This window comes from Photorhabdus hainanensis, assembly GCF_018448965.1.
GTDB lineage: Bacteria > Pseudomonadota > Gammaproteobacteria > Enterobacterales > Enterobacteriaceae > Photorhabdus > Photorhabdus akhurstii.
The window spans coordinates 55,870-75,597 of sequence record NZ_RCWD01000001.1; the positions used below are offsets into that span (position 1 = coordinate 55,870).

Genomic DNA, 19,728 nt, shown 5'->3' on the forward strand with positions numbered 1-19,728 from the left:
TATGACACAACAGCGACAAGCTAAGTACCGCCGGGATTATCGCGCTCCCGACTATACAATTTCTGATATTGAACTCGATTTTAATCTTGATGCCGATAACACGGAAATCACCGCAATCAGCCAGATAAAACGTCTGAGCCACGAAATAACGCCATTAGTGTTGGATGGTGAAGATTTGACACTGAAAAGTCTTCATGTGAATGGTCAACTGTGGGCGCATTACCGTGAGCAGGAGGGGACGCTAGTCATTGAGCAGTTGCCGGCTCAGTTCACTTTGAAGATTGTTAATGAGATCCATCCATCGAACAATACGGCGCTGGAAGGTCTGTATGTTTCTGGCGATGCGCTTTGTACCCAGTGTGAATCGGAAGGGTTCCGCCACATTACTTACTATCTCGATCGTCCTGATGTATTGGCTCGTTTTACAACGCGTATCACAGCCGATAAAGCCAAGTATCCGTATCTGCTTTCAAACGGTAATCGGGTTGAGCAGGGAGAAACCGATGAAGGGCGTCATTGGGTGAAATGGCAAGATCCATTCCCGAAACCATGTTATCTGTTTGCTCTGGTCGCGGGTGATTTTGATGTGTTGCGCGATAGTTTTACGACGCGTAGCGGCCGTGAAGTTGCATTGGAGCTGTTTGTTGATCGTGGCAATCTCGATCGGGCTGATTGGGCAATGACTTCCCTGAAAAATTCTATGAAGTGGGATGAAACCCGTTTTGGCCTTGAGTATGACCTCGATATTTATATGATTGTCGCGGTGGATTTCTTTAATATGGGCGCTATGGAGAATAAAGGGTTGAATGTCTTTAACTCCAAATATGTGCTGGCGAAGTCTGAAACTGCGACTGATAGAGATTACCTTAATATAGAAGCTGTGATCGGCCACGAATATTTCCATAACTGGACCGGGAATCGCATTACTTGCCGCGATTGGTTCCAATTGAGCTTAAAAGAGGGGTTGACGGTATTCCGTGATCAGGAATTTAGCTCTGATCTTGGCTCTCGTTCTGTTAATCGTATTAATAATGTGCGTGTTATGCGTTCGGCGCAGTTTGCGGAAGACGCCAGCCCAATGGCCCATCCAATTCGCCCGGATAAAGTCATTGAGATGAATAACTTCTATACCATGACTGTGTATGAGAAGGGCGCGGAAGTTATTCGTATGATTCATACCTTGCTAGGTGAAGAGCGATTCCAGGCAGGGATGCAGCTTTATATTCATCGCCATGATGGCAGTGCTGCAACATGTGATGATTTTGTTCAGGCAATGGAAGATGCGTCAAATGTGGATTTGTCACTTTTCCGTCGTTGGTATAGCCAGTCTGGTACTCCCGTACTGACAGTTCGCGACGAATATGATGCAGAAAAGCAGCAATATAAGTTGCATGTCAGTCAGATGACGCCGCCTACTGACGATCAAAAAGAGAAACAGCCTCTGCATATTCCTCTGGATATTGAGTTATATGACAGTAAAGGTCATGTGATTCCGCTACGTTATGATGGTCAACCGGTTCACCATGTATTGAATGTGACCAATGCAGAGCAGACGTTTGTATTTGATGATGTACCGTCACTGCCGGTTCCCTCTTTATTACGGGAATTCTCAGCGCCGGTGAAACTGGATTACACATTCAGTGATCAGCAATTGGCATTCCTGATGAAACACGCTCGCAATGCGTTTTCACGTTGGGATGCGGCTCAATCGCTGATGGCAAACTATATCAAATTGAACGTTATCCGTTATCAGCAGAAGCAGCCGATCGAATTGCCAATGCATGTGGTGGATGCTTTCCGAGCGGTATTATTGGATGAAGAAATTGATCCGGCTCTGGCGGCTCATATTCTGACGTTACCATCAGAAAGTGAGATGGCGGAGCTGTTTGCGATTATCGATCCTAAAGCGATTCATGAAGTTCTGGATGCAATCACTCGTACTTTGGCTCAGGAAATGGCTGATGAGTTTGCGGTGGTTTATAACGCTATCAATATCGGTGCATACCGTGTCGCTCATCAGGATATTGCTCAGCGCTCTCTGCGTAATATTTGTCTATATTATCTGGCTTTTGGTCATCAAGAGCAGGCCGATAAAGTGGTATCAAATCAATATCATCAATCTGACAATATGACTGATGCACTGGCGGCATTATCTGGCTCGGTGCTGGCAGAGTTGCCTTGCTGTGATCAACTCATGGCGGAATTTGATGATCGATGGCATCAGGATGGTTTGGTGATGGATAAATGGTTTAGCTTACAGGCAAGTAGCCCGGCGGCAGATGTGCTGGCTAATGTGCGTAATCTTCTGAATCATCGTTCATTTAGTATCAGTAACCCAAACCGGGTGCGTGCTCTGATTGGAACATTTGTTAATAATCCAGTTGCATTCCATGCTGAAGATGGCAGCGGTTATCAATTCTTGGTGGAAATTTTGACTGATCTAAACAGCCGTAACCCACAGGTTGCTTCCCGTTTGATTGAACCGCTGATTCGCCTGAAACGTTATGATGAAAAACGTCAAAACATGATGCGTAGTGCGTTGGAACAGTTGAAAGCATTGGAAAATCTGTCTGGTGATCTGTTTGAAAAAATTACCAAGGCATTAGAAAGCTGATAGCTATTTTTTATCAGGTTATCGGGCTAATGGTTATTAGCCCGATTTATCTTCTGGATAATAAATTTCTTCTTGCCAGCATTGGGTTGGAAGTAAAATGCGGTGGTCAGTATCTCATGGTAAAACTGATATGTGGTTAATTTTTATGTCTCTCTGGTATTATTGTTAATTTAAGGGCGGTCAACCAGTAACTTTAGAGGATAAAAGAATAGCTTTACTTACAATGGATATACATACAGCAGTTAAGGCGCTCAAAGCGTCTGGTTTTAACGATGAGCAGTCTGAAAAAATCGTTGAAGTTATTACAGAACTGCAAAACATAAGTGTTGTCGCCAAAGCAGATCTAACAGTTGCTACTGAGAGCGTTAAAACCGATATTGGTACTATAAAAACAGATTTAGATTGGATTAAGAAACTGACATTAGCAGTTGGTATTGCTGTTGTTATTGCGGCATTGAAATACATTTTTATTGGTTGATGCTTGATACTTGTAGTATGAAATTTGCTCAAGATATTAAAGAGCATCCATTGGTTTACCCCCCTTTGAGTTGTTCGAGAGAAGTAAAGTATCTTGGGCAAAAAAGTCAACGATTGTAGTCACCAGTGTATTCTTGTTATATCAATGCATTTTCCCGACTTTCACGCTCAACATCTAGGAGAGATTTGCGCCTAATTAGCATATTTCTGTAGATTCATCCCATATTATTCGGTTACTCTACCTGCCGAAATATTTTTAGGATTAAAAATGAGCGTTTTTTAGCTCAAAAATTTCTAAGTGGCACATGAATGTGTATAGTTTTACTTTTATAATTTAATGTTTATAAATTAATTAATAGGTTCAGAATTATGTGCTACCCACTAGTCAGGAAAGCGTTGTTCCAACTTGATCCGGAACGGGCGCACGAACTAACCTTCCGCCAACTTAAGCGTATTACCGGTAGTCCTTTCGAGTTTCTGATCCGCCAGTCAGTCGCGACGAAGCCTGTTACTTGTATGGGTCTATCGTTTAAAAATCCCCTCGGTCTGGCCGCGGGCCTTGATAAAGATGGCGATTGTATTGATGCATTTGGTGCAATGGGATTTGGTTTTATTGAAATTGGCACCGTAACCCCACGCGCTCAGGCAGGAAATGATAAGCCGAGATTATTCCGTATCGTTGAAGCAGAAGGGTTAATTAACCGTATGGGCTTCAATAATCTTGGTGTTGATAACCTGGTAGAGAATGTCAAAAAGGCAAAATATGGCGGCGTTATTGGGATCAATATTGGCAAAAATAAAGATACGCCAGTAGAGCATGGGAAAGATGATTATTTAATCTGTATGGATAAAGTTTATCCTCATGCTGGCTATATCACAATTAATATCTCTTCACCTAACACACCTGGCTTAAGAACGCTTCAATACGGCGAAGCGTTGGATGATCTATTATCGGCGATTAAAAATAAACAGAGTGAACTTCAACAAAAATACCAGAAATATGTCCCTGTTGCGGTAAAAATTGCGCCAGATCTTTCTCAAGAAGAGTTGATTCAAATTGCAGATAGTTTAATTCGTCATAATATCGATGGCGCTATTGCAACTAATACAACGTTAGACAAGAGATTAGTTGAAGGACTTAACTATTGCCAACAAGCTGGTGGGTTAAGTGGTCGCCCGGTCCAGTTGCATAGTACAGAGATTATTCGTCATCTCTCTCAGGAATTAAGAGGTAAAATTCCCATTATCGGTGTTGGTGGAATAGATTCACTTGTCTCTGCCAGAGAAAAAATAGCGGCGGGGGCTTCTTTAATACAGATTTTCTCTGGATTTATCTATCATGGTCCAAAATTAATCAAAGATATCGTCAATCATATCTAAATCTTGCTGTTAATTTATCATTGGGGGTTTATTTTTGCCCCCAACTCATCTATATTTGCTCTGAACACCTAAATTTTATCTGTATCTTCGCGTGTCTTTTAATTATGGCAGGGCTTATTTCACTGAATAGCGGGAAAGTTATTTACAATCTGTTTGACGACGTAAGTTTTTCTGGCATAAAAGGATAACTCATGAACATTAAACCTGATGACCAATGGCGCTGGTATTTTGATACTGACCATGACCGTGTAATGCTCGACCTGTCTAATGGTATGGTTTTTCGTTCCTGTTTTCCTGCGAAGATGCTGACACCCTATGCAATGGGAGAAACTTCGTTTTCTGTAGAAGATGCGACGCTTTATTATTGTTTTGAAGAACAGACACGCCAAATTAATATTTCAGATGAATCCAGGGCTGAATTAATTCTTAATGCGTTAGTGGCTTTCCGCTTTATTAAGCCGCAGATGCCAAGAAGCTGGTATTTTTCCCGTTTTGCCATGATAGAAAAGCCGGTACAAGGCGAGCTAATTCAGGTACGGCTCCAGGATTGCGGGACAGATGCTGTATTCTTGGTCGTAGAAGCTGGGGATAGCGCAAGCCTTTGTCTGTTAGCTCAACCACAATTAACGTTATCCGATCGGGCAATGAGTTTTTGCGATCCAATTAAGATTATGAATGATCGATTGATGCCGTTTGTGGAACCTGTTTGTATGCCAATTTATGGCACTGCGGTTTGATTTAGGTTTAAGATCCCATTGTTCCGTGATTTCCAAAGAGTAAAACCATTTTTTGAAAATAGAACGGCAAGCTAGAAGATAATCACTGTTTTTAATTGAGAAAATTGTTCTTTATCATCTGAGGAAATTTTACCGCATTCACATCTTCCCATCTGATTATGAGTAAGTTATTCTTTTCCTGTTTCCTGTTTCCTGTTTCCTGTTTCCTGTTTCCTGTTTCCTGTTTCCTGTTTCCTGTTTCCTGTTTCCTGTTTCCTGTTGGTTATTATCACAGAAACTTATCCGTTATAGTAATAGCTATAGCTTACTCGTTTGAAGTTGGCGTGAAAAATAGATAAGAAGTATTTTAATAATTCCCTCCCCTCTGGATAGCATTAGCTTTGAGATGGGGAGGAGATATAATGAAGTTAATTAGCACGATTTTCGAAGATTAATTGTTCTGCGTGATGGGATATTGCTGCTAATGCGTCGTGACTGGCGTAATCATCTTGGACGATTTGTGCCCGCTGTTTAAATAAATTTGTGCGCAGCATATTTTCCACTGTCTGCTTAAGCTGAGATTCCGTCGGTTGCGCTGTATCCAGATTAATACCGCATCCAGCCCATACGACGCGAAACGCTGTTTCCTGCTTACCTTCTCCTGTATCGGCAATGAGTACTGGTGTACCGTGGTTGAGGGCGTAATTAATAGTTCCATAACCCCCGTTGGATATTAGCAATGAAGCTTTTGGCAGCCAGTGCTCAAATGAGATAAATTCTTCGATACATGCGTTGTCAGGTATGTTCTCTGGCCGTATTTCTATTGAGCTACCACCGGTGGTTGCTAATACACGCACAGGTAATGTAGCCAGTGCGCTCAATGTGGGGAAAATTAACTGGTTTAGATCAGTATTAGACATGGTGCCCTGAGTGACTATAACCAATGGGCGTGGATCATCTTCTTCCCATAATTGAGGTGATTCTGTTACTGGAGCAGGGTTTGGGAGGGGGCCAATAAAATGGACTGTATCAGGTAAACCCTCTCGTGGGTACTCGAATGCCAAGGTTGAAAGTTGCAAAAAGCGGTCAGAACCCAAAATGACTTCATCATTGAAAAATCGGGTTAATGTAGTGCATCCTGACTGAGCTAATGCGTCATTGAAGCTGTCCTGTACTTCGGTTATTAGTTTCCGTGTCTCCTCATCCACGAGCTGTTCATGTGTCAACTCTGATGGTAGTAATGCGGGAGGAATACGTGGTCCCCAGAAAATTGAATCTTTCGAAGAGTAAGCCAGAGGCGTTATGCCAATTATGATCACTGGAAGGCGATGAGTTTTTTCTTTTTGCAGCAGTGGCAATATGCCATAGAAACAGTTCTCGGCTATAAGGAGTTCTGCTTGCTGTTCATGGATGATTCGTTGTAATTGGCGGTCTAGGAATGGGATTGGGGTACAGAAGAAATCTTTAAACGCTAGCGCCATTTGCAGATTTCCTGGAGGAAGGTGCGCTCGATCAGGAAAACGTTGTTTTAAGTGGCGGTAATCAAAGTCTATCTGCTCATCGAAGGGGATAAATGTTGCATTTAAATCTTCTACCTGTTGGCGAAATAATGCGCCGGTGAATACAGTTACCTGATGTCCTTGTGCTATCAGTGATTGAGTTACTTTTAACATCGGATAGACATGCCCGGGCGTTGCGACCGCTGCAATGACAATTCGTGCCATAACTTACTCCTTTGTACTGTTTTGATTTAATTACGCTAGTTAGCTCCTGACTCAGGGTGTGATCATTTCATGATTACTGTTACAAATTCATTGTAGTAATAATAATTTATCATGACAATAATCACTGTAATTTATTTTTTATGAAGTTATGACATATGCCGATTTCCTCCCCCTCTTAGTCTGTGTTAGCACTAAAATGGAGAGGAAAGACGAAGGTATCTAGGGTTTGGTTACTGCGGCTTTATTCAAGAATTAATTGTTCTACGTGACGGGATATTGCTGCTAATGCATCATGTCTTGCGTAATCTTTTTGGACAATTTGCGCACGTTGTTTAAACAAGTCTGTACTCAGCATATTTTCCACTGTTTGCTTAAGTTGAGATTCAGTGGGGTGTGCTGTATCCAGATTAGTACCGCATCCAGCCCATACAACACGAAAAGCTGCTTCCTGTTTGCCTTCTCCTGCATCTGCAATGAGTAACGGAGTCCCGTGGCTGAGAGCATAATTGATGGTTCCATAACCTCCGTTGGATATTAGCAATGAAGCTTTTGGCAGCCAGTGCTCAAACGAAATAAATTCTTCAATGCGCGCATTTTCCGGTAGATCTTTACTCAGTGTTTCTACCGATCTGCCACCGGTGGTTGCCAATATACGTATCGGTAATGTTGCCAGTGCACGTAATGTGGGGAGAATTAACTGATTCAAATCGGTATTGGAGATAGTACCTTGAGTAACTATAACCAACGGACGTGGATCATCTTCTTCCCATAATTGCGGTGATGTTGTTGTCGGTGCAGGATTAGGGAGGGGGCCGATAAAATGGACTGTATCAGGCAATCCTTCTCGTGGATATTCAAATGCCAGAGTTGAGAGTTGCAAAAAGCGATCAGCACTGAAAATCACTTCATCGTTGAAAGGTCTGGTTAATGCAGAACTTCCTGACTGAATTAATGCGTTATTGAAGCTATCCTGTACTTCGGCTATGAGTTGCTGGTTGGTTTCATCTACGAGTTGTTCATGTGTCAATTCTGGTGGTAATACTGCGGGTGGGATACGTGGCCCCCAGAAAATTGAATCTTTCGAAGAGTAAGCCAGAGGTGTTATGCCAATGACTATCACTGGAAGACGATGGGTTTTTTCTTCTTGCAGCAGGGGTAATATGCCATAAAAGCAGTTCTCGGCTATAAGCAGATCTGCTTGTTGTTCGCGGATAATTTGCCGTAATTGGCGGTCAAGAACTGGGATTGGAGCTGAGAAGAAATTTTTGAATGCCAGTGCCATTTGCACATTTCCCGGAGGAAGTTGAGCACGGTCAGGGAAATGCTGTTCTAAATGACGATAATCAAAGTCTATCTGTTCATCAAAAGGGGCAAATTGTGCGCTTGAAGCTTCTACCTGTTGGCGAAATAATGAACCGGTAAACACGGTTACCTGATGTCCTTGTGCTATTAGTGATTGAGCGATCTTTAACATTGGATAGACATGTCCAGGGGTTGCGACCGCTGCAATGACAATACGTGCCATGACTTACTCCTTTGGTATTTTGTCTGGGTTACTTAAGCTCCTGTTAGAGTGTAATCATTTTATGACAGTAGTTATAAATTCATTATGGTAATAATTAATTCATTATTGTAATAATAAATCCGTTATGACAATCACCATTGTGATTGATTTCCTTCCCTTTTAGGCGGTGTTATTGCCAAAAGGGGAGGGAGGATAGAGGAGTTAGAGTTTAGTTTGAACTAGAGAGCAATTACATAGCTCATAATAAAGGGGGATTATTACTAAAAACTAAAAAAGAATTAATGAGATCTCCGGGAAATCAACGTGCCAATTTATGGCACGTTAGTTTAACTCTAACTTAAAGACCTATTCTTTGCTATTATTAAGAATAAGGTTATTCTTTGGGATACAACAGCAAGCTAGAATATGTCCATCGTTTTTAATCGCTGTGGCTTTTAAAGGAGAAACTTCTCCCTTAACTAAAGAAATCTTACAACATCCACATATTCCCGCCCGACATGAGTAGGGTACTTTAATTCCTTGTTGTTCCAGTTGTTCTAAAATGATTTGTTGATTATTACCTGTAAATTTTTTCCCATTATATTCAATAGTGACAGATTGCTCATTTATTTTTGGTAAATCAATATCTTCAGCTTTTTCGCCACTGCCATATTTACGCGGATTTTTTTTAGCTAATATAGTGACATTATCTCCGATCCTAATAATACCACTCGAACGGGCAGTGAGATTCTGACCAAAATCGACATCGCCATTTTCTGCTGTACGGAATGATTGCAATGTCGCTAATGGCTCTCCGTTGGGATTTTTAATACCTTTATTAATACTGACGGTTGTCAGAATACAGCGGCTACAGGGTTTGGGCAAATCAAAAATAACATCGCCAATCTGAATTGATTGCCAACTGTCTTCTGCAAATGCTTCCGCACCGGTAATAACAATATTGGGGCGAAATTGCTCTAATTTAATACTGGCCGGACAACGCTGTTGTAATAAGTGAAATGAAGCTTCATTAATGAGTAGAAATGGATAACCATCAGCAAATGATAATGGAATTTCAGGGTGTTTTTTTACCCTGCGGCTTAATTCATGGCTTAACCAGCGTAATTGCACTGGAATATCAAAGAAACGACTTAACCATTGATTAATTGTTTCTGGTGCAATTAGGGCCGTAAAATGGTTGCCCCATACTTCCGTGGGCTGCTGTTCAGGTAGGAAATCATTGTAAAGTACGGTGGCATTTTCTCCGTTGGGCGCACGCAGATAAATACCGTTATTTAACATAGCCGGAGTAAATAGCAACATTTGCGGATATTTACGGGCGGTAATAAAAGTCCCGTCTGTCGTTGTGATCATAAAATTGCGATCAAATATAAGGCCGCTTTCACTGACTAATGCATGGGAAAGTTGCAAACCACGCATAGACTTTACCGGGTGGGTATACAGGCGAGACAGAGTGATCATCCGTTAATCTCCATGAAACGTTTTTTACACACGCAACTTTATGACATGTCACTTGGATTAGCTATAATGCGTAACAATTTTCTTTTTGGTGATATGTAACATGAACTCTCTGTTTGCCAGCACGGCGCGTGGATTAGAAGAATTATTGAAGAACGAACTGGAAATGCTGGGGGCGCAATCATGCAAAATTGTGCAAGGCGGAGTTCATTTTCAAGGTGATGACAGAGTGATGTATAAAAGCCTGATGTGGAGCAGGCTGGCATCACGTATTTTGCTACCGCTAAACGAATTTAATGTCTATAGCGATTTAGATCTCTATCTTGGCGTTCAGTCTATTGATTGGAGCCAGATTTTCTCTATAGATAGTACTTTCTCTGTGCATTTCAGTGGCACAAATGAAGAGATACGGAATACGCAATATGGCGCACTCAAGGTTAAAGACGCCATTGTCGATAGCTTTATTCGTAAGTTAGATCAACGCCCCAATGTGGCAAAGCAACAGCCGGACATTCGCATTAATGTTTTTTTGAATAAAGAGAGGGCTAGTGTTGCATTGGATTTGAGTGGTGATGGTTTGCATATCCGAGGTTATCGCGATCTTGCTGGCCAGGCTCCGCTGAAAGAAAATCTGGCTGCGGCGATTATTCTACGTTCAGGCTGGCAGATTGGTACTCCGATGGTCGATCCTATGTGTGGTTCCGGCACATTATTGATTGAAGCAGCAATGATGGCGGCTGATCGTGCTCCTGGTCTGCATCGTAACCACTGGGGATTTATTGCCTGGTTGCAACATGATGAAGAAATTTGGCGTGAGGTGACTACAGAAGCACAGATCCGCTTTCGTAAAGGTCTTCAGGAGACAGCTTCCCGTTTTGTTGGTTCTGATATTGATCGCAGAGTGTTGGATATGGCTCGGTCAAATGCTCGTAGAGCCGGGGTTGCACAGTTGATAACTTTCCAGCAAGGTGATGCCAGTCGTCTGGAAAATCCGTTATCAGAAGGCTCTGCCGGAACAGTGTTAAGTAATCCACCTTATGGTGAGCGCTTGGAAAGTGAACCTGCATTGGTTGCACTACACAGTTTATTTGGGCGGATAATGAAAAGCCGTTTCCCCGGCTGGCGTTTGTCTCTGTTCAGTGCATCGCCTGAGTTGTTAAGCTGCTTGCAATTACGGGCTGAACGTGAGTTTAAAGCTAAAAATGGTCCATTGGATTGCGTACAGAAAAATTATCAGTTGTCAGATAAACCACACTCATCAGAGATGAATGTGGCGGAAGATTATGCCAACCGCCTGCGCAAAAATGAAAAGAAATTAACTCATTGGGCGAAACAGCAAGGGATTGATTGTTACCGTCTATATGATGCTGATTTGCCAGAATACAATGTGGCTGTTGACCGTTATGCGGATAAAGTAGTGATTCAGGAATATGCTCCACCGAAAAGTGTTGATACCAATAAAGCGCGTCAGCGTTTATTCGATGCTATCAGTGCAACGATGCAAGTTCTTGGGCTTTCATCAAATCAATTAGTACTTAAAACTCGTCAGCGTCAGAAAGGTAAAAGCCAGTATGAAAGAATGGCAGAAAAACGGGAATTCTTTCTGGTAAATGAGTATGACGCAAAATTCTGGGTTAATTTAACTGACTATTTGGACACTGGCTTGTTCCTTGATCACCGGATTGCCCGGAAAATGCTAGGTGAAATGAGTGAAGGGAAAGATTTTCTGAATCTGTTTGCTTATACCGGATCTGCGACAGTACATGCTGGATTGGGAGGCGCGCGTTCAACAACGACGGTTGATATGTCTCGCACTTACCTTGAATGGGCTGAACGGAACCTACAGGCTAATGGATTAACAGGGCGTCAGCATCGGTTGATTCAGGCAGATTGCCTCGCTTGGTTATCTCAGGCCAGTGAACAGTTTGATTTGATTTTTATTGATCCGCCGACGTTCTCCAATTCTAAACGAATGGAAGATGCATTTGATGTACAACGCGACCATATCATGTTGATGAGACAGCTTAAGCGCTTGTTGCGTCGTGGGGGAACGCTGATGTTCTCCAATAATAAACGAGGTTTTAAAATGGATTTTGCTGAGCTGGAAAGAGTTGGCTTGGTGGCGGAAGAGATCACCAGTAAAACCCAGTCGCAGGATTTTGCCCGTAACCGTCAGATTCACAACTGCTGGCTATTACGCCATGCTGGCGAGGAAAAATAATTACTATGTCGTTGATCAATTTATCTGGTGCGTGGTTGTCGTTCAGTGATGCGCCATTACTTGATAATGCAGAATTGCATATAGAAGAAAATGAAAGAGTTTGTCTGGTTGGTCGTAATGGTGCTGGAAAGTCGACTTTGTTACGGGTATTAGCAAAAGAGCAGACGTTGGATGATGGTCAGGTTATTTACGAACAGGATCTGGTTGTTTCCCGTTTACAACAGGACCCTCCCCGTGATGTGGAGGGGACGGTTTTTGATTTTATTGCCGAAGGTGTTCAGGAGCAGGCCGAATATATTAAATCTTTTCATCAGATTTCCCGTCTGGTGGAGCAAGAACCGAATCAGAAAAACCTCAACCGCTTGGCGGAATTGCAGGAGGTGCTGGATATTCGTGGGCTATGGTCACTGGACAGCCGTATTAATGACGTATTGAAACAGCTCTCTTTACCTGCGGAGGCAAAGCTCTCTTCACTTTCAGGTGGTTGGCTGCGTAAGGCGGCATTAGGGAGGGCGTTGGTCAGTTCACCACAAGTCTTACTGCTTGATGAACCTACTAACCACCTGGATATTGATACGATTGAATGGCTAGAGAACTTCCTGAAAGATTTTCAGGGTAGCCTTGTTTTCATTTCCCATGACCGTTCATTTATTCGCAATATGGCAACCCGTATTGTCGATTTAGATCGCGGCAAGTTAGTGTCGTGGCCGGGTAATTACGATAAGTTTCTTGAAGGCAAAGAAGATGCGTTGCGCGTGGAAGAGATGCAGAACGCTGAATTTGATCGTAAATTGGCTCAGGAAGAAGTGTGGATTCGTCAGGGAATTAAAGCGCGTCGTACTCGTAATGAAGGACGTGTCAGGGCATTGAAAGCATTACGTGTTGAACGTTCCCAACGCCGTGAAGTAATGGGAACCGCTAAAATACAGATGGAAGAAGCGAGTCGTTCCGGCAAAATTGTCTTTGAGCTGGAAAATGTTAACTATCAAATTGGTGAAAAGAAACTGGTCAATAATTTCAGTGCGCAAATCCAGCGTGGGGATAAAATTGCACTGGTGGGACCAAATGGTTGTGGCAAAACAACTTTACTGAAACTGATGTTAGGTGAACTGCAATCTGATAGCGGCCGTGTTCATTGTGGTACTAAACTAGAAATTGCTTATTTTGATCAACATCGGATAGCACTTGATCCGGAAAGAACCGTAATGGATAACCTGGCAGAAGGTAAACAGGAAGTGATGGTAAATGGTCGTCCTCGTCATGTTTTGGGTTATTTGCAGGATTTTCTGTTTCATCCAAAGCGGGCAATGACACCGGTTAAAGCACTTTCTGGTGGTGAAAGGAACCGGTTGTTACTGGCGCGTCTGTTCCTGAAACCCAGTAATTTGTTGGTGCTTGATGAGCCAACCAACGATCTGGATGTGGAAACATTAGAGTTGCTGGAAGAGCTGGTAGACAATTATACAGGTACTGTATTGCTGGTGAGTCATGATCGTCAATTTGTTGATAACTCTGTGACCGAATGTTGGATTTTTGAAGGTAATGGTGTGATCAATAATTATGTTGGTGGTTATTACGATGCTCAGCAACAGCGCGAACAGGTTGTATCGTTGCGCCAGCAAAATGGGAAAAAACTGCAAACGGAAGTTAAAGTAGAAAAGATTAAGGAACCGCCAAAAAATTCTCGTAACAAAATGAGCCACCATTTATTACGAGAGTTAGAGCGATTACCATCATTGCTGGAGAAATTGGAAGAAGAGCTTGATCAGTTACAGTCTCAAGTGAGTGATCCTGACTTTTTTAGTCAGCCTCATGTAGTAACCCAAAAAATACTGACTGAGTTGTCTGACAAAGAGCGAGCATTAGAAGCTGCTTTTGATCGTTGGCATGAATTGGAAACATTGAAAAATAACCAATAGTTAACATAATTAGCAGAATCATACTGCGGAATTTTTCCGAGTATGATTCTGTGGATATTCCCAATTTCCTTACAGGAGAAAAACCTTGTGTTCCAGTAGCCATCATCATGAAATGGTATTGTGCCCTCAATGTGATTTGCTGGTGACATTGCCAGAAGAGGTTCAGGGAACGAAGGCGGTTTGTCCTCGTTGTAAGACGACATTAGTCACATGGTGGAAAGAACCTAAACATCAGCCAACAGGTTATGCAGTCAGTGCATTATTTATGCTGTTAATGGCTTGCTTGTTTCCGTTTGTTAGCATGAGTGTGGCGGGAATTGGCAGTGAAATTACCTTATCTCAAATCCCTCAGGTGATGTTTAATGAAAATTACGTCAGTGTGGGAACATTCTTTTTGCTCTGTGTTCAGCTGGTGCCTGCGTTTTGTATGGTAGCGATTATTCTCTTGTGCCAGGGTGTTGTTACTTCTCAGAAGATAAAAGCTTGGTTAGCCAAGGTCTTATTTCAGATGAAAAGCTGGTGTATGGTTGAAATCTTTCTGGCAGGGGTATTAGTCAGCTTCGTTAAATTAATGGCTTATGGTGATATTGGGTTAGGTTTAAGTTTTTTGCCATATTGCCTGTTCTGTCTTCTCCAGGTGAGAGCATTTCAATGTTTGGATCGCCACTGGTTATGGAATCAGATAGCGCCCGCACCTAAGGTGAATATACCGTTACAGGCAGGAAAAGCGGGATTAGTGCAGGGGGTTCGATTATGTCAGTGCTGTACAGCTATTTTACCGGCAGACCAGTTAGTCTGTTCACGTTGTCATACTCGTGGACATGCCCGCCGTCGTAACAGTCTGCAATGGACAATGGCTCTGATAGCGACGGCTTTAATGCTTTATATTCCTGCTAATGTCATGCCGATGATGGTGACTGAATCATTAGGTAATCAGAGTGATTCCACCATTATGGCTGGAGTGATACTACTGTGGAGCGTAGGTTCATATCCGGTGGCTTTAGTCATTTTTATTGCCAGTATTATGGTGCCATCACTGAAAATGCTGGCAATTGGTTGGTTATGTTGGGATGCCAAAGGTCGCGGTAAACGAGATTCCGCCCGAATGCATTTTATTTATGAAGTTGTTGAATTTGTTGGCCGTTGGTCAATGATTGATGTATTTGTTATCGCAATATTGTCATCATTGGTGCGTATGGGGAAATTGATGAGTGTCTACCCCGCAATGGGGGCAGTTATTTTTGCTTCAGTTGTGATCCTGACCATGTTTGCGGCAATAACATTTGATCCGCGCTTAATTTGGGATAGAACCAACGTTAAACATTCGTTATAAGGCAATGAAGGAGTGTTAAGGTGACGGATAAAGTCGAAGACCAGAGTCAGGCTAAAATCGATAAAATTAAAAGTTGGTCGCCAGTCTGGATTGTACCGATTGTCACTGTGCTTATTGGTGCCTGGATACTGTTTTACCATTTCAGCCACCAAGGGCCGGAAGTAACGTTGATTACTTCTAACGCGGAAGGCATTGAAGCCGGAAAAACTAAAATTAAAAGCCGTAGTGTGGATGTCGGCGTGGTTGAGAAGGTCATGCTGAGTGATAATCTTAGTCAAGTTATTATTAAGGCCCGGTTGAATGATGGCATGGAAAATCTATTACGTAGTGATAGTGCTTTTTGGGTCGTGAAACCACAGATTGGTCGTGATGGAATATCTGGCCTTGGTACTCTTCTGTCCGGGGCTTTTATTGAACTTCAGCCGGGAACGAATGGTGATGAAGAAGATAAATTTAATTTGTTGGACTCACCTCCATTGGCCTCGCCTGATGCAAAAGGTATCCGTGTCATCCTAATCAGTGATAAAGCCGGTCAGCTTAATCCGGGCGATCCGGTGTTGTTTCGTGGTTATCGGGTTGGTTCTGTTGAAACCAACGAATTTGAACCGAAATCGCATCTGATGAGATATCAGCTATTTGTTAATGCGCCTTATGATGGTTTGCTGACAACCAATGTCCGTTTTTGGAAAGAGAGTGGTATTACCCTTGATATGTCTTCTCAAGGGGTGCGTGTTGAAATGGCTTCTTTATCAACGCTGTTTGGTGGTGGTGTCAGTTTTGATGTACCTAAGGGTTGGGAATTGGGGGAGCCAATTAAAGAAAAAGCCACTTACAAACTTTTTGATAACCAAAGAAGCATTCAAGATTCTTTATATACCGAACATAAAGATTATCTGTTGCTCTTCTCTGATTCTGTTCGAGGATTACAACCGGGCGCGCCGGTGGAGTTCCGTGGTATCCGAATGGGAACTGTGGCGAAGGTACCGTTCTATTCCGAGGGAATGAGACAGCGGCTGGATAACGATTTTCGTATTCCAGTACTTATCTCCATTGAGCCGGAGCGATTTGAGAAGGAGTTGGGGGAAGGGTTTGATGTTGAGAAAGAGCTGAATAGCATAACCAAACGCGGTCTGCGAGCCTCTCTCAAATCAGGTAATTTGTTAACGGGGGCACTGTTTATTGATTTGGATTTTTATCCGAATGAAAAAGGGTGGATTGGCCCGTATGAAATTGCAGGCTATCCGCTATTGCCGACAATCAGTGGTGGCCTTGCTCAAATTCAACATAAGGTTATTGCAGCGTTAGACAAAATTAATAATATGCCGATTGAGCCAATGTTTAATCAGGCTATTCGCACTTTGGAAGAGAGTCAGAAAGCTATCAGAAAAGCACAGCGGACTCTTGATGAATTGAATAAAGTGTTGGCAAATCCTGAAACCAAAGATCTGCCAAAAGATATACAGAAAACATTGCAGGAGTTTAACCGCAGTATGCAAGGTTTCCAGCCTGGTTCACCGGCTTATAACAAGATGTTGGATAATATGCAGCGATTAGATCAAGTGTTGAGTGAACTGCGGCCTGTGCTGAGAACGCTGAATAATAAGAGCAATGCGTTGGTTTTTGAGGCTAATCCAATTGAAGATCCAGAACCGAAAAAGGCTAAAAAATGATGAGAAGAGTGGCATTAATTTTAGTGATTTTTATTTCTGCTTGTAGCAGTCCGCCAGAAAAAATTTATTATCAATTGCCGGTAGTCACAATAGCATCACAAAAGAGTGTTACTGTGCAACATGATCGTCAATTATGGGTACAACGGGTTATGTTGTCCGATTATCTGTCATCTTCCGGTGTGGTATATCAAAGTAGTGATGTTAGTTATATCGGTGCGGCGAATCACTTGTGGGCAAGTCCACTTGAACAGCAGTTACAGCAAGTGTTGGTAGCGGAATTAACCGTAGCGCTGCCACAGCGTTTAGTATCTGATCAACCATTGGTTAATAAACCAGATACTTTGGATGTAACAGTAACCAGTTTTCATGGTCGTTATGATGGTAAGGTGATTTTGCAAGGTTACTGGACATTAACTTGTCAGGGGAGTGAAGCGAGTGTCATTAAACAGCCCTTTAATATAGAGCTAAAACAAGAAGAAGATGGTTATGATGATTTAGTTCGTACATTGGCAAAAGGATGGAGTCAAGTGGCGCAAGCTATTGCCAATCAATTCACTTCCCAATTGTAACCCTCTGCCATTCTCCGGGTGTAAGACCTTTACGTTCGGAGAAAATTGGTATATCAGCGGGGTAAAAATTTCTCTTTATTATTAATATCTTACTGATTTTCTCTGTACTAATATAACAAATATTACATTAATATGAATTTCTTGACTTGATTTTCAAAATTTATAGGGGTATTTCTAAATTGTGGTTGGATGAATGATGACCACTGTTTTCTTTTGATCTAGCTTATGAGGTAAATTAAGAGCATGAAGAGACAGAAACGAGATCGTTTAGCACGTGCGTTATCGAGAGGGTACCATGCAGGTATTTTGGGACGCTCAAGGGAACATTGTCCCTATTATTCATTAGATGCCCGTTCTCATTGGTTAGGAGGATGGCGCCAGGCTATGGAAGACAGGGCGATGATGGCTTAGTCTGCCAAACTGATGTATAGGTTAGGTGAGAAAAAACCACCATTTCTTAATCGACGTGTATATATCCCAAATTTAATCTGACAGTGACTGATTGCTTATTACAGATATCTGTCAGATTGAATCCTGTTGGTAAATTTATTTAACCTATTTAATAGAACATCATATGATGGATATGCTGATGCACTGAGTGTAGTAAATAGGGTATGTATAGCAATTAATGTGAATAATGTGTTGGTTTCCTATTTCTTTGTATTGTTCTTTTTGGGATTCCGTTTGCGAAATTTGATGAAATAGAATTCATGGCCGCCAGCTCATACATCCTATTTAACCTCCAATATGGCTGATATTGCGGCCATTCAGTAATTTATCTACTAATGAGAGGGATAATTGCAGTAAGCAGGGTTTGATAAACATTTATGACGTATTTGAACCCTATAGAGAGGGCTATATTGCACATCTTCCCCGACTGCTATGGCTACATTCTCATGACTTGAATAGGCTGTTTGAAGCAATGATAAAAGTATCGACCCGGCACTATAAGTACATACCCACCGAAATCCTCGGGCGCGAGTAGGAGTGACTATTTTTCCATAGCAATCTCCATTACTGTTAGATGCTTCTATCATTTCGATGGTGCCTTCGATTTTATTTATTGCTGTGGCAGTTGGTGTAATAGTTAATGCTACGATTATGAGCAGTATTTTTCTGATGTTCATATAAATTACCCTTGGTTGTGTTTGTTAATAATAATAAATTTTATTGATGTTTTTGCCTGTTACTAATATGCTTTTTGAGCTTATTTGATATATCAGGTCAATTTGATCATAGCACAATTTGTCAATTGCATGCTAATTAGCCAGCAATAAACTAGATGCTTATATTGCAGGTTATTGAGATGTGGTTTTGTGCTATTCTTAGCCGAGGTAGGTTGGAGCTAGATTTTGAATCTCATATTCTAAGATATAACTGGAATTGCCTTTGAAGAGCAAAAACAATACCAAGTATTTTTCAAGCAAATATTTTTTTCAAATAATGTGCTGTTTGCTTGGTGGTGCGCTTTTAGCGAAAAAGGTGAAAAGCAATTAGCCAGTCACCTTCCTTTTCGATATGTTACTGATTAGAAAGCGCTGGTATCTTTAAACAAGCCCACTTTCAAATCCGTTGCCGTATAGATAACTTTACCATCTACTAACACTTCACCGTCAGCCAGCCCCATAATCAATTTACGGTTAATAACGCGTTTAAAGTTGATACGGTAAGTGACTTTTTTCGCCGTTGGTAATACCTGACCGGTGAACTTAACTTCGCCAACGCCAAGGGCACGGCCTTTGCCTTCGCCACCTAACCAGCCAAGGAAGAACCCAACCAATTGCCACATGGCATCAAGGCCAAGGCAGCCGGGCATTACCGGGTCATTAATAAAATGGCAGTCGAAAAACCATAAATCAGGGGTAATATCCAGTTCGGCTTCTATGTAACCTTTATCGTAGGTACCACCGTTTTCTGTCATTTCAATGATGCGATCCATCATTAGCATATTACCAGATGGTAATGGAGGTCCATTTTCTCCAAATAACTCACTCCGCCCAGATGCGATAAGATCTTCTTTTGTGTAGGATTTACGTTTATCAACCATAATTATCAGATAGCCTTATATTTAGTGTAAGGTAAATAATAGAGTACACTTGTACGCTGAACAACTCCGATCAGA

At 41.9% G+C, this 19,728-nt stretch carries 14 protein-coding genes; 10 read left to right on the plus strand and 4 right to left on the minus strand.

Features of this window, described 5'->3' with window-relative positions; translation table 11 throughout:
* The first annotated feature begins 1 nt into the window (after position 1).
* The 4 genes from pepN (at position 2) to EAE92_RS00235 (ending at position 5,208) form a co-directional block, all read left to right on the plus strand.
* Positions 2–2,614, plus strand: a complete 2,613-nt coding sequence (gene pepN / locus EAE92_RS00220) for an aminopeptidase N (RefSeq protein WP_214066620.1) — start codon at positions 2–4, stop codon at positions 2,612–2,614.
* A 223-nt stretch (positions 2,615–2,837) separates the two neighbouring features.
* On the plus strand, positions 2,838–3,092 hold the full coding sequence (locus tag EAE92_RS00225; RefSeq protein ID WP_246544920.1) for a CCDC90 family protein: 255 nt from the start codon (positions 2,838–2,840) through the stop codon (positions 3,090–3,092).
* A gap of 368 nt (positions 3,093–3,460) precedes the next feature.
* A complete protein-coding gene (gene pyrD, locus EAE92_RS00230; RefSeq protein WP_214066621.1) occupies positions 3,461–4,471 on the plus strand; it encodes a quinone-dependent dihydroorotate dehydrogenase in 1,011 nt (336 codons plus the stop codon).
* Positions 4,472–4,662: 191 nt separating this feature from the next.
* The gene (locus EAE92_RS00235; protein WP_214066622.1) at positions 4,663–5,208 is read left to right on the plus strand and encodes a cell division protein ZapC; all 546 of its coding nucleotides are present in this window, start codon (positions 4,663–4,665) and stop codon (positions 5,206–5,208) included.
* Positions 5,209–5,615: 407 nt separating this feature from the next.
* Here the strand turns inward: EAE92_RS00235 and EAE92_RS00240 are convergent, their stop codons facing one another.
* From EAE92_RS00240 to EAE92_RS00250, 3 genes are all read right to left on the minus strand, one after another.
* Positions 5,616–6,911: a nucleotide disphospho-sugar-binding domain-containing protein gene (locus tag EAE92_RS00240; protein ID WP_214066623.1), complete on the minus strand. Its 1,296-nt coding sequence runs from the start codon at positions 6,909–6,911 to the stop codon at positions 5,616–5,618.
* A 241-nt stretch (positions 6,912–7,152) separates the two neighbouring features.
* Positions 7,153–8,436, minus strand: a complete 1,284-nt coding sequence (locus EAE92_RS00245) for a glycosyltransferase (protein WP_214066624.1) — start codon at positions 8,434–8,436, stop codon at positions 7,153–7,155.
* 345 nt (positions 8,437–8,781) lie between these two features.
* On the minus strand, positions 8,782–9,897 hold the full coding sequence (locus EAE92_RS00250) for a YcbX family protein (RefSeq protein ID WP_214066625.1): 1,116 nt from the start codon (positions 9,895–9,897) through the stop codon (positions 8,782–8,784).
* Positions 9,898–9,997: 100 nt separating this feature from the next.
* On the opposite strand from EAE92_RS00250, the gene rlmKL reads away from it, so the two are divergent.
* The 6 genes from rlmKL to rmf all read left to right on the plus strand — a co-directional run bounded on the left by rlmKL (position 9,998) and on the right by rmf (position 18,017).
* On the plus strand, positions 9,998–12,115 hold the full coding sequence (rlmKL, locus tag EAE92_RS00255) for a bifunctional 23S rRNA (guanine(2069)-N(7))-methyltransferase RlmK/23S rRNA (guanine(2445)-N(2))-methyltransferase RlmL (protein WP_214066626.1): 2,118 nt from the start codon (positions 9,998–10,000) through the stop codon (positions 12,113–12,115).
* Between the two features lie 5 nt (positions 12,116–12,120).
* Positions 12,121–14,034, plus strand: coding sequence for an ABC transporter ATP-binding protein (locus tag EAE92_RS00260; protein ID WP_214066627.1), 1,914 nt, complete (start codon positions 12,121–12,123; stop codon positions 14,032–14,034).
* Between the two features lie 85 nt (positions 14,035–14,119).
* Positions 14,120–15,367 carry a membrane integrity-associated transporter subunit PqiA gene (gene pqiA / locus EAE92_RS00265; RefSeq protein ID WP_214066628.1) on the plus strand — a complete coding sequence of 416 codons (1,248 nt, stop codon included), beginning with the start codon at positions 14,120–14,122 and terminating at the stop codon, positions 15,365–15,367.
* A 20-nt stretch (positions 15,368–15,387) separates the two neighbouring features.
* Complete coding sequence (pqiB, locus tag EAE92_RS00270; protein ID WP_214066629.1) at positions 15,388–17,037, plus strand: intermembrane transport protein PqiB; 1,650 nt, start codon at positions 15,388–15,390, stop codon at positions 17,035–17,037.
* On the plus strand, positions 17,034–17,606 hold the full coding sequence (pqiC, locus tag EAE92_RS00275; protein WP_214066630.1) for a membrane integrity-associated transporter subunit PqiC: 573 nt from the start codon (positions 17,034–17,036) through the stop codon (positions 17,604–17,606). The genes pqiB and pqiC overlap by 4 nt, the downstream gene beginning before the upstream one ends.
* A 243-nt stretch (positions 17,607–17,849) precedes the next feature.
* Complete coding sequence (gene rmf / locus EAE92_RS00280; protein WP_071647033.1) at positions 17,850–18,017, plus strand: ribosome modulation factor; 168 nt, start codon at positions 17,850–17,852, stop codon at positions 18,015–18,017.
* Between the two features lie 1,117 nt (positions 18,018–19,134).
* On the opposite strand, the gene fabA is transcribed toward rmf, so the two are convergent.
* On the minus strand, positions 19,135–19,653 hold the full coding sequence (gene fabA, locus EAE92_RS00285) for a bifunctional 3-hydroxydecanoyl-ACP dehydratase/trans-2-decenoyl-ACP isomerase (protein ID WP_046396455.1): 519 nt from the start codon (positions 19,651–19,653) through the stop codon (positions 19,135–19,137).
* Positions 19,654–19,728 lie beyond the last annotated feature (75 nt).

Bases quoted from the DNA above. Each gene is read 5' to 3' on its own strand.
- EAE92_RS00235 (WP_214066622.1), top strand. From the start codon at position 4,663: ATGAACATTAAACCTGATGACCAATGGCGCTGGTATTTTGATACTGAC.
- fabA (WP_046396455.1), bottom strand. From the start codon at position 19,653: ATGGTTGATAAACGTAAATCCTACACAAAAGAAGATCTTATCGCATCT.
- pqiC (WP_214066630.1), top strand. From the start codon at position 17,034: ATGATGAGAAGAGTGGCATTAATTTTAGTGATTTTTATTTCTGCTTGT.
- pepN (WP_214066620.1), top strand. From the start codon at position 2: ATGACACAACAGCGACAAGCTAAGTACCGCCGGGATTATCGCGCTCCC.
- EAE92_RS00240 (WP_214066623.1), bottom strand. From the start codon at position 6,911: ATGGCACGAATTGTCATTGCAGCGGTCGCAACGCCCGGGCATGTCTAT.
- pyrD (WP_214066621.1), top strand. From the start codon at position 3,461: ATGTGCTACCCACTAGTCAGGAAAGCGTTGTTCCAACTTGATCCGGAA.
- rlmKL (WP_214066626.1), top strand. From the start codon at position 9,998: ATGAACTCTCTGTTTGCCAGCACGGCGCGTGGATTAGAAGAATTATTG.
- EAE92_RS00245 (WP_214066624.1), bottom strand. From the start codon at position 8,436: ATGGCACGTATTGTCATTGCAGCGGTCGCAACCCCTGGACATGTCTAT.
- rmf (WP_071647033.1), top strand. From the start codon at position 17,850: ATGAAGAGACAGAAACGAGATCGTTTAGCACGTGCGTTATCGAGAGGG.
- EAE92_RS00225 (WP_246544920.1), top strand. From the start codon at position 2,838: ATGGATATACATACAGCAGTTAAGGCGCTCAAAGCGTCTGGTTTTAAC.
- EAE92_RS00250 (WP_214066625.1), bottom strand. From the start codon at position 9,897: ATGATCACTCTGTCTCGCCTGTATACCCACCCGGTAAAGTCTATGCGT.
- EAE92_RS00260 (WP_214066627.1), top strand. From the start codon at position 12,121: ATGTCGTTGATCAATTTATCTGGTGCGTGGTTGTCGTTCAGTGATGCG.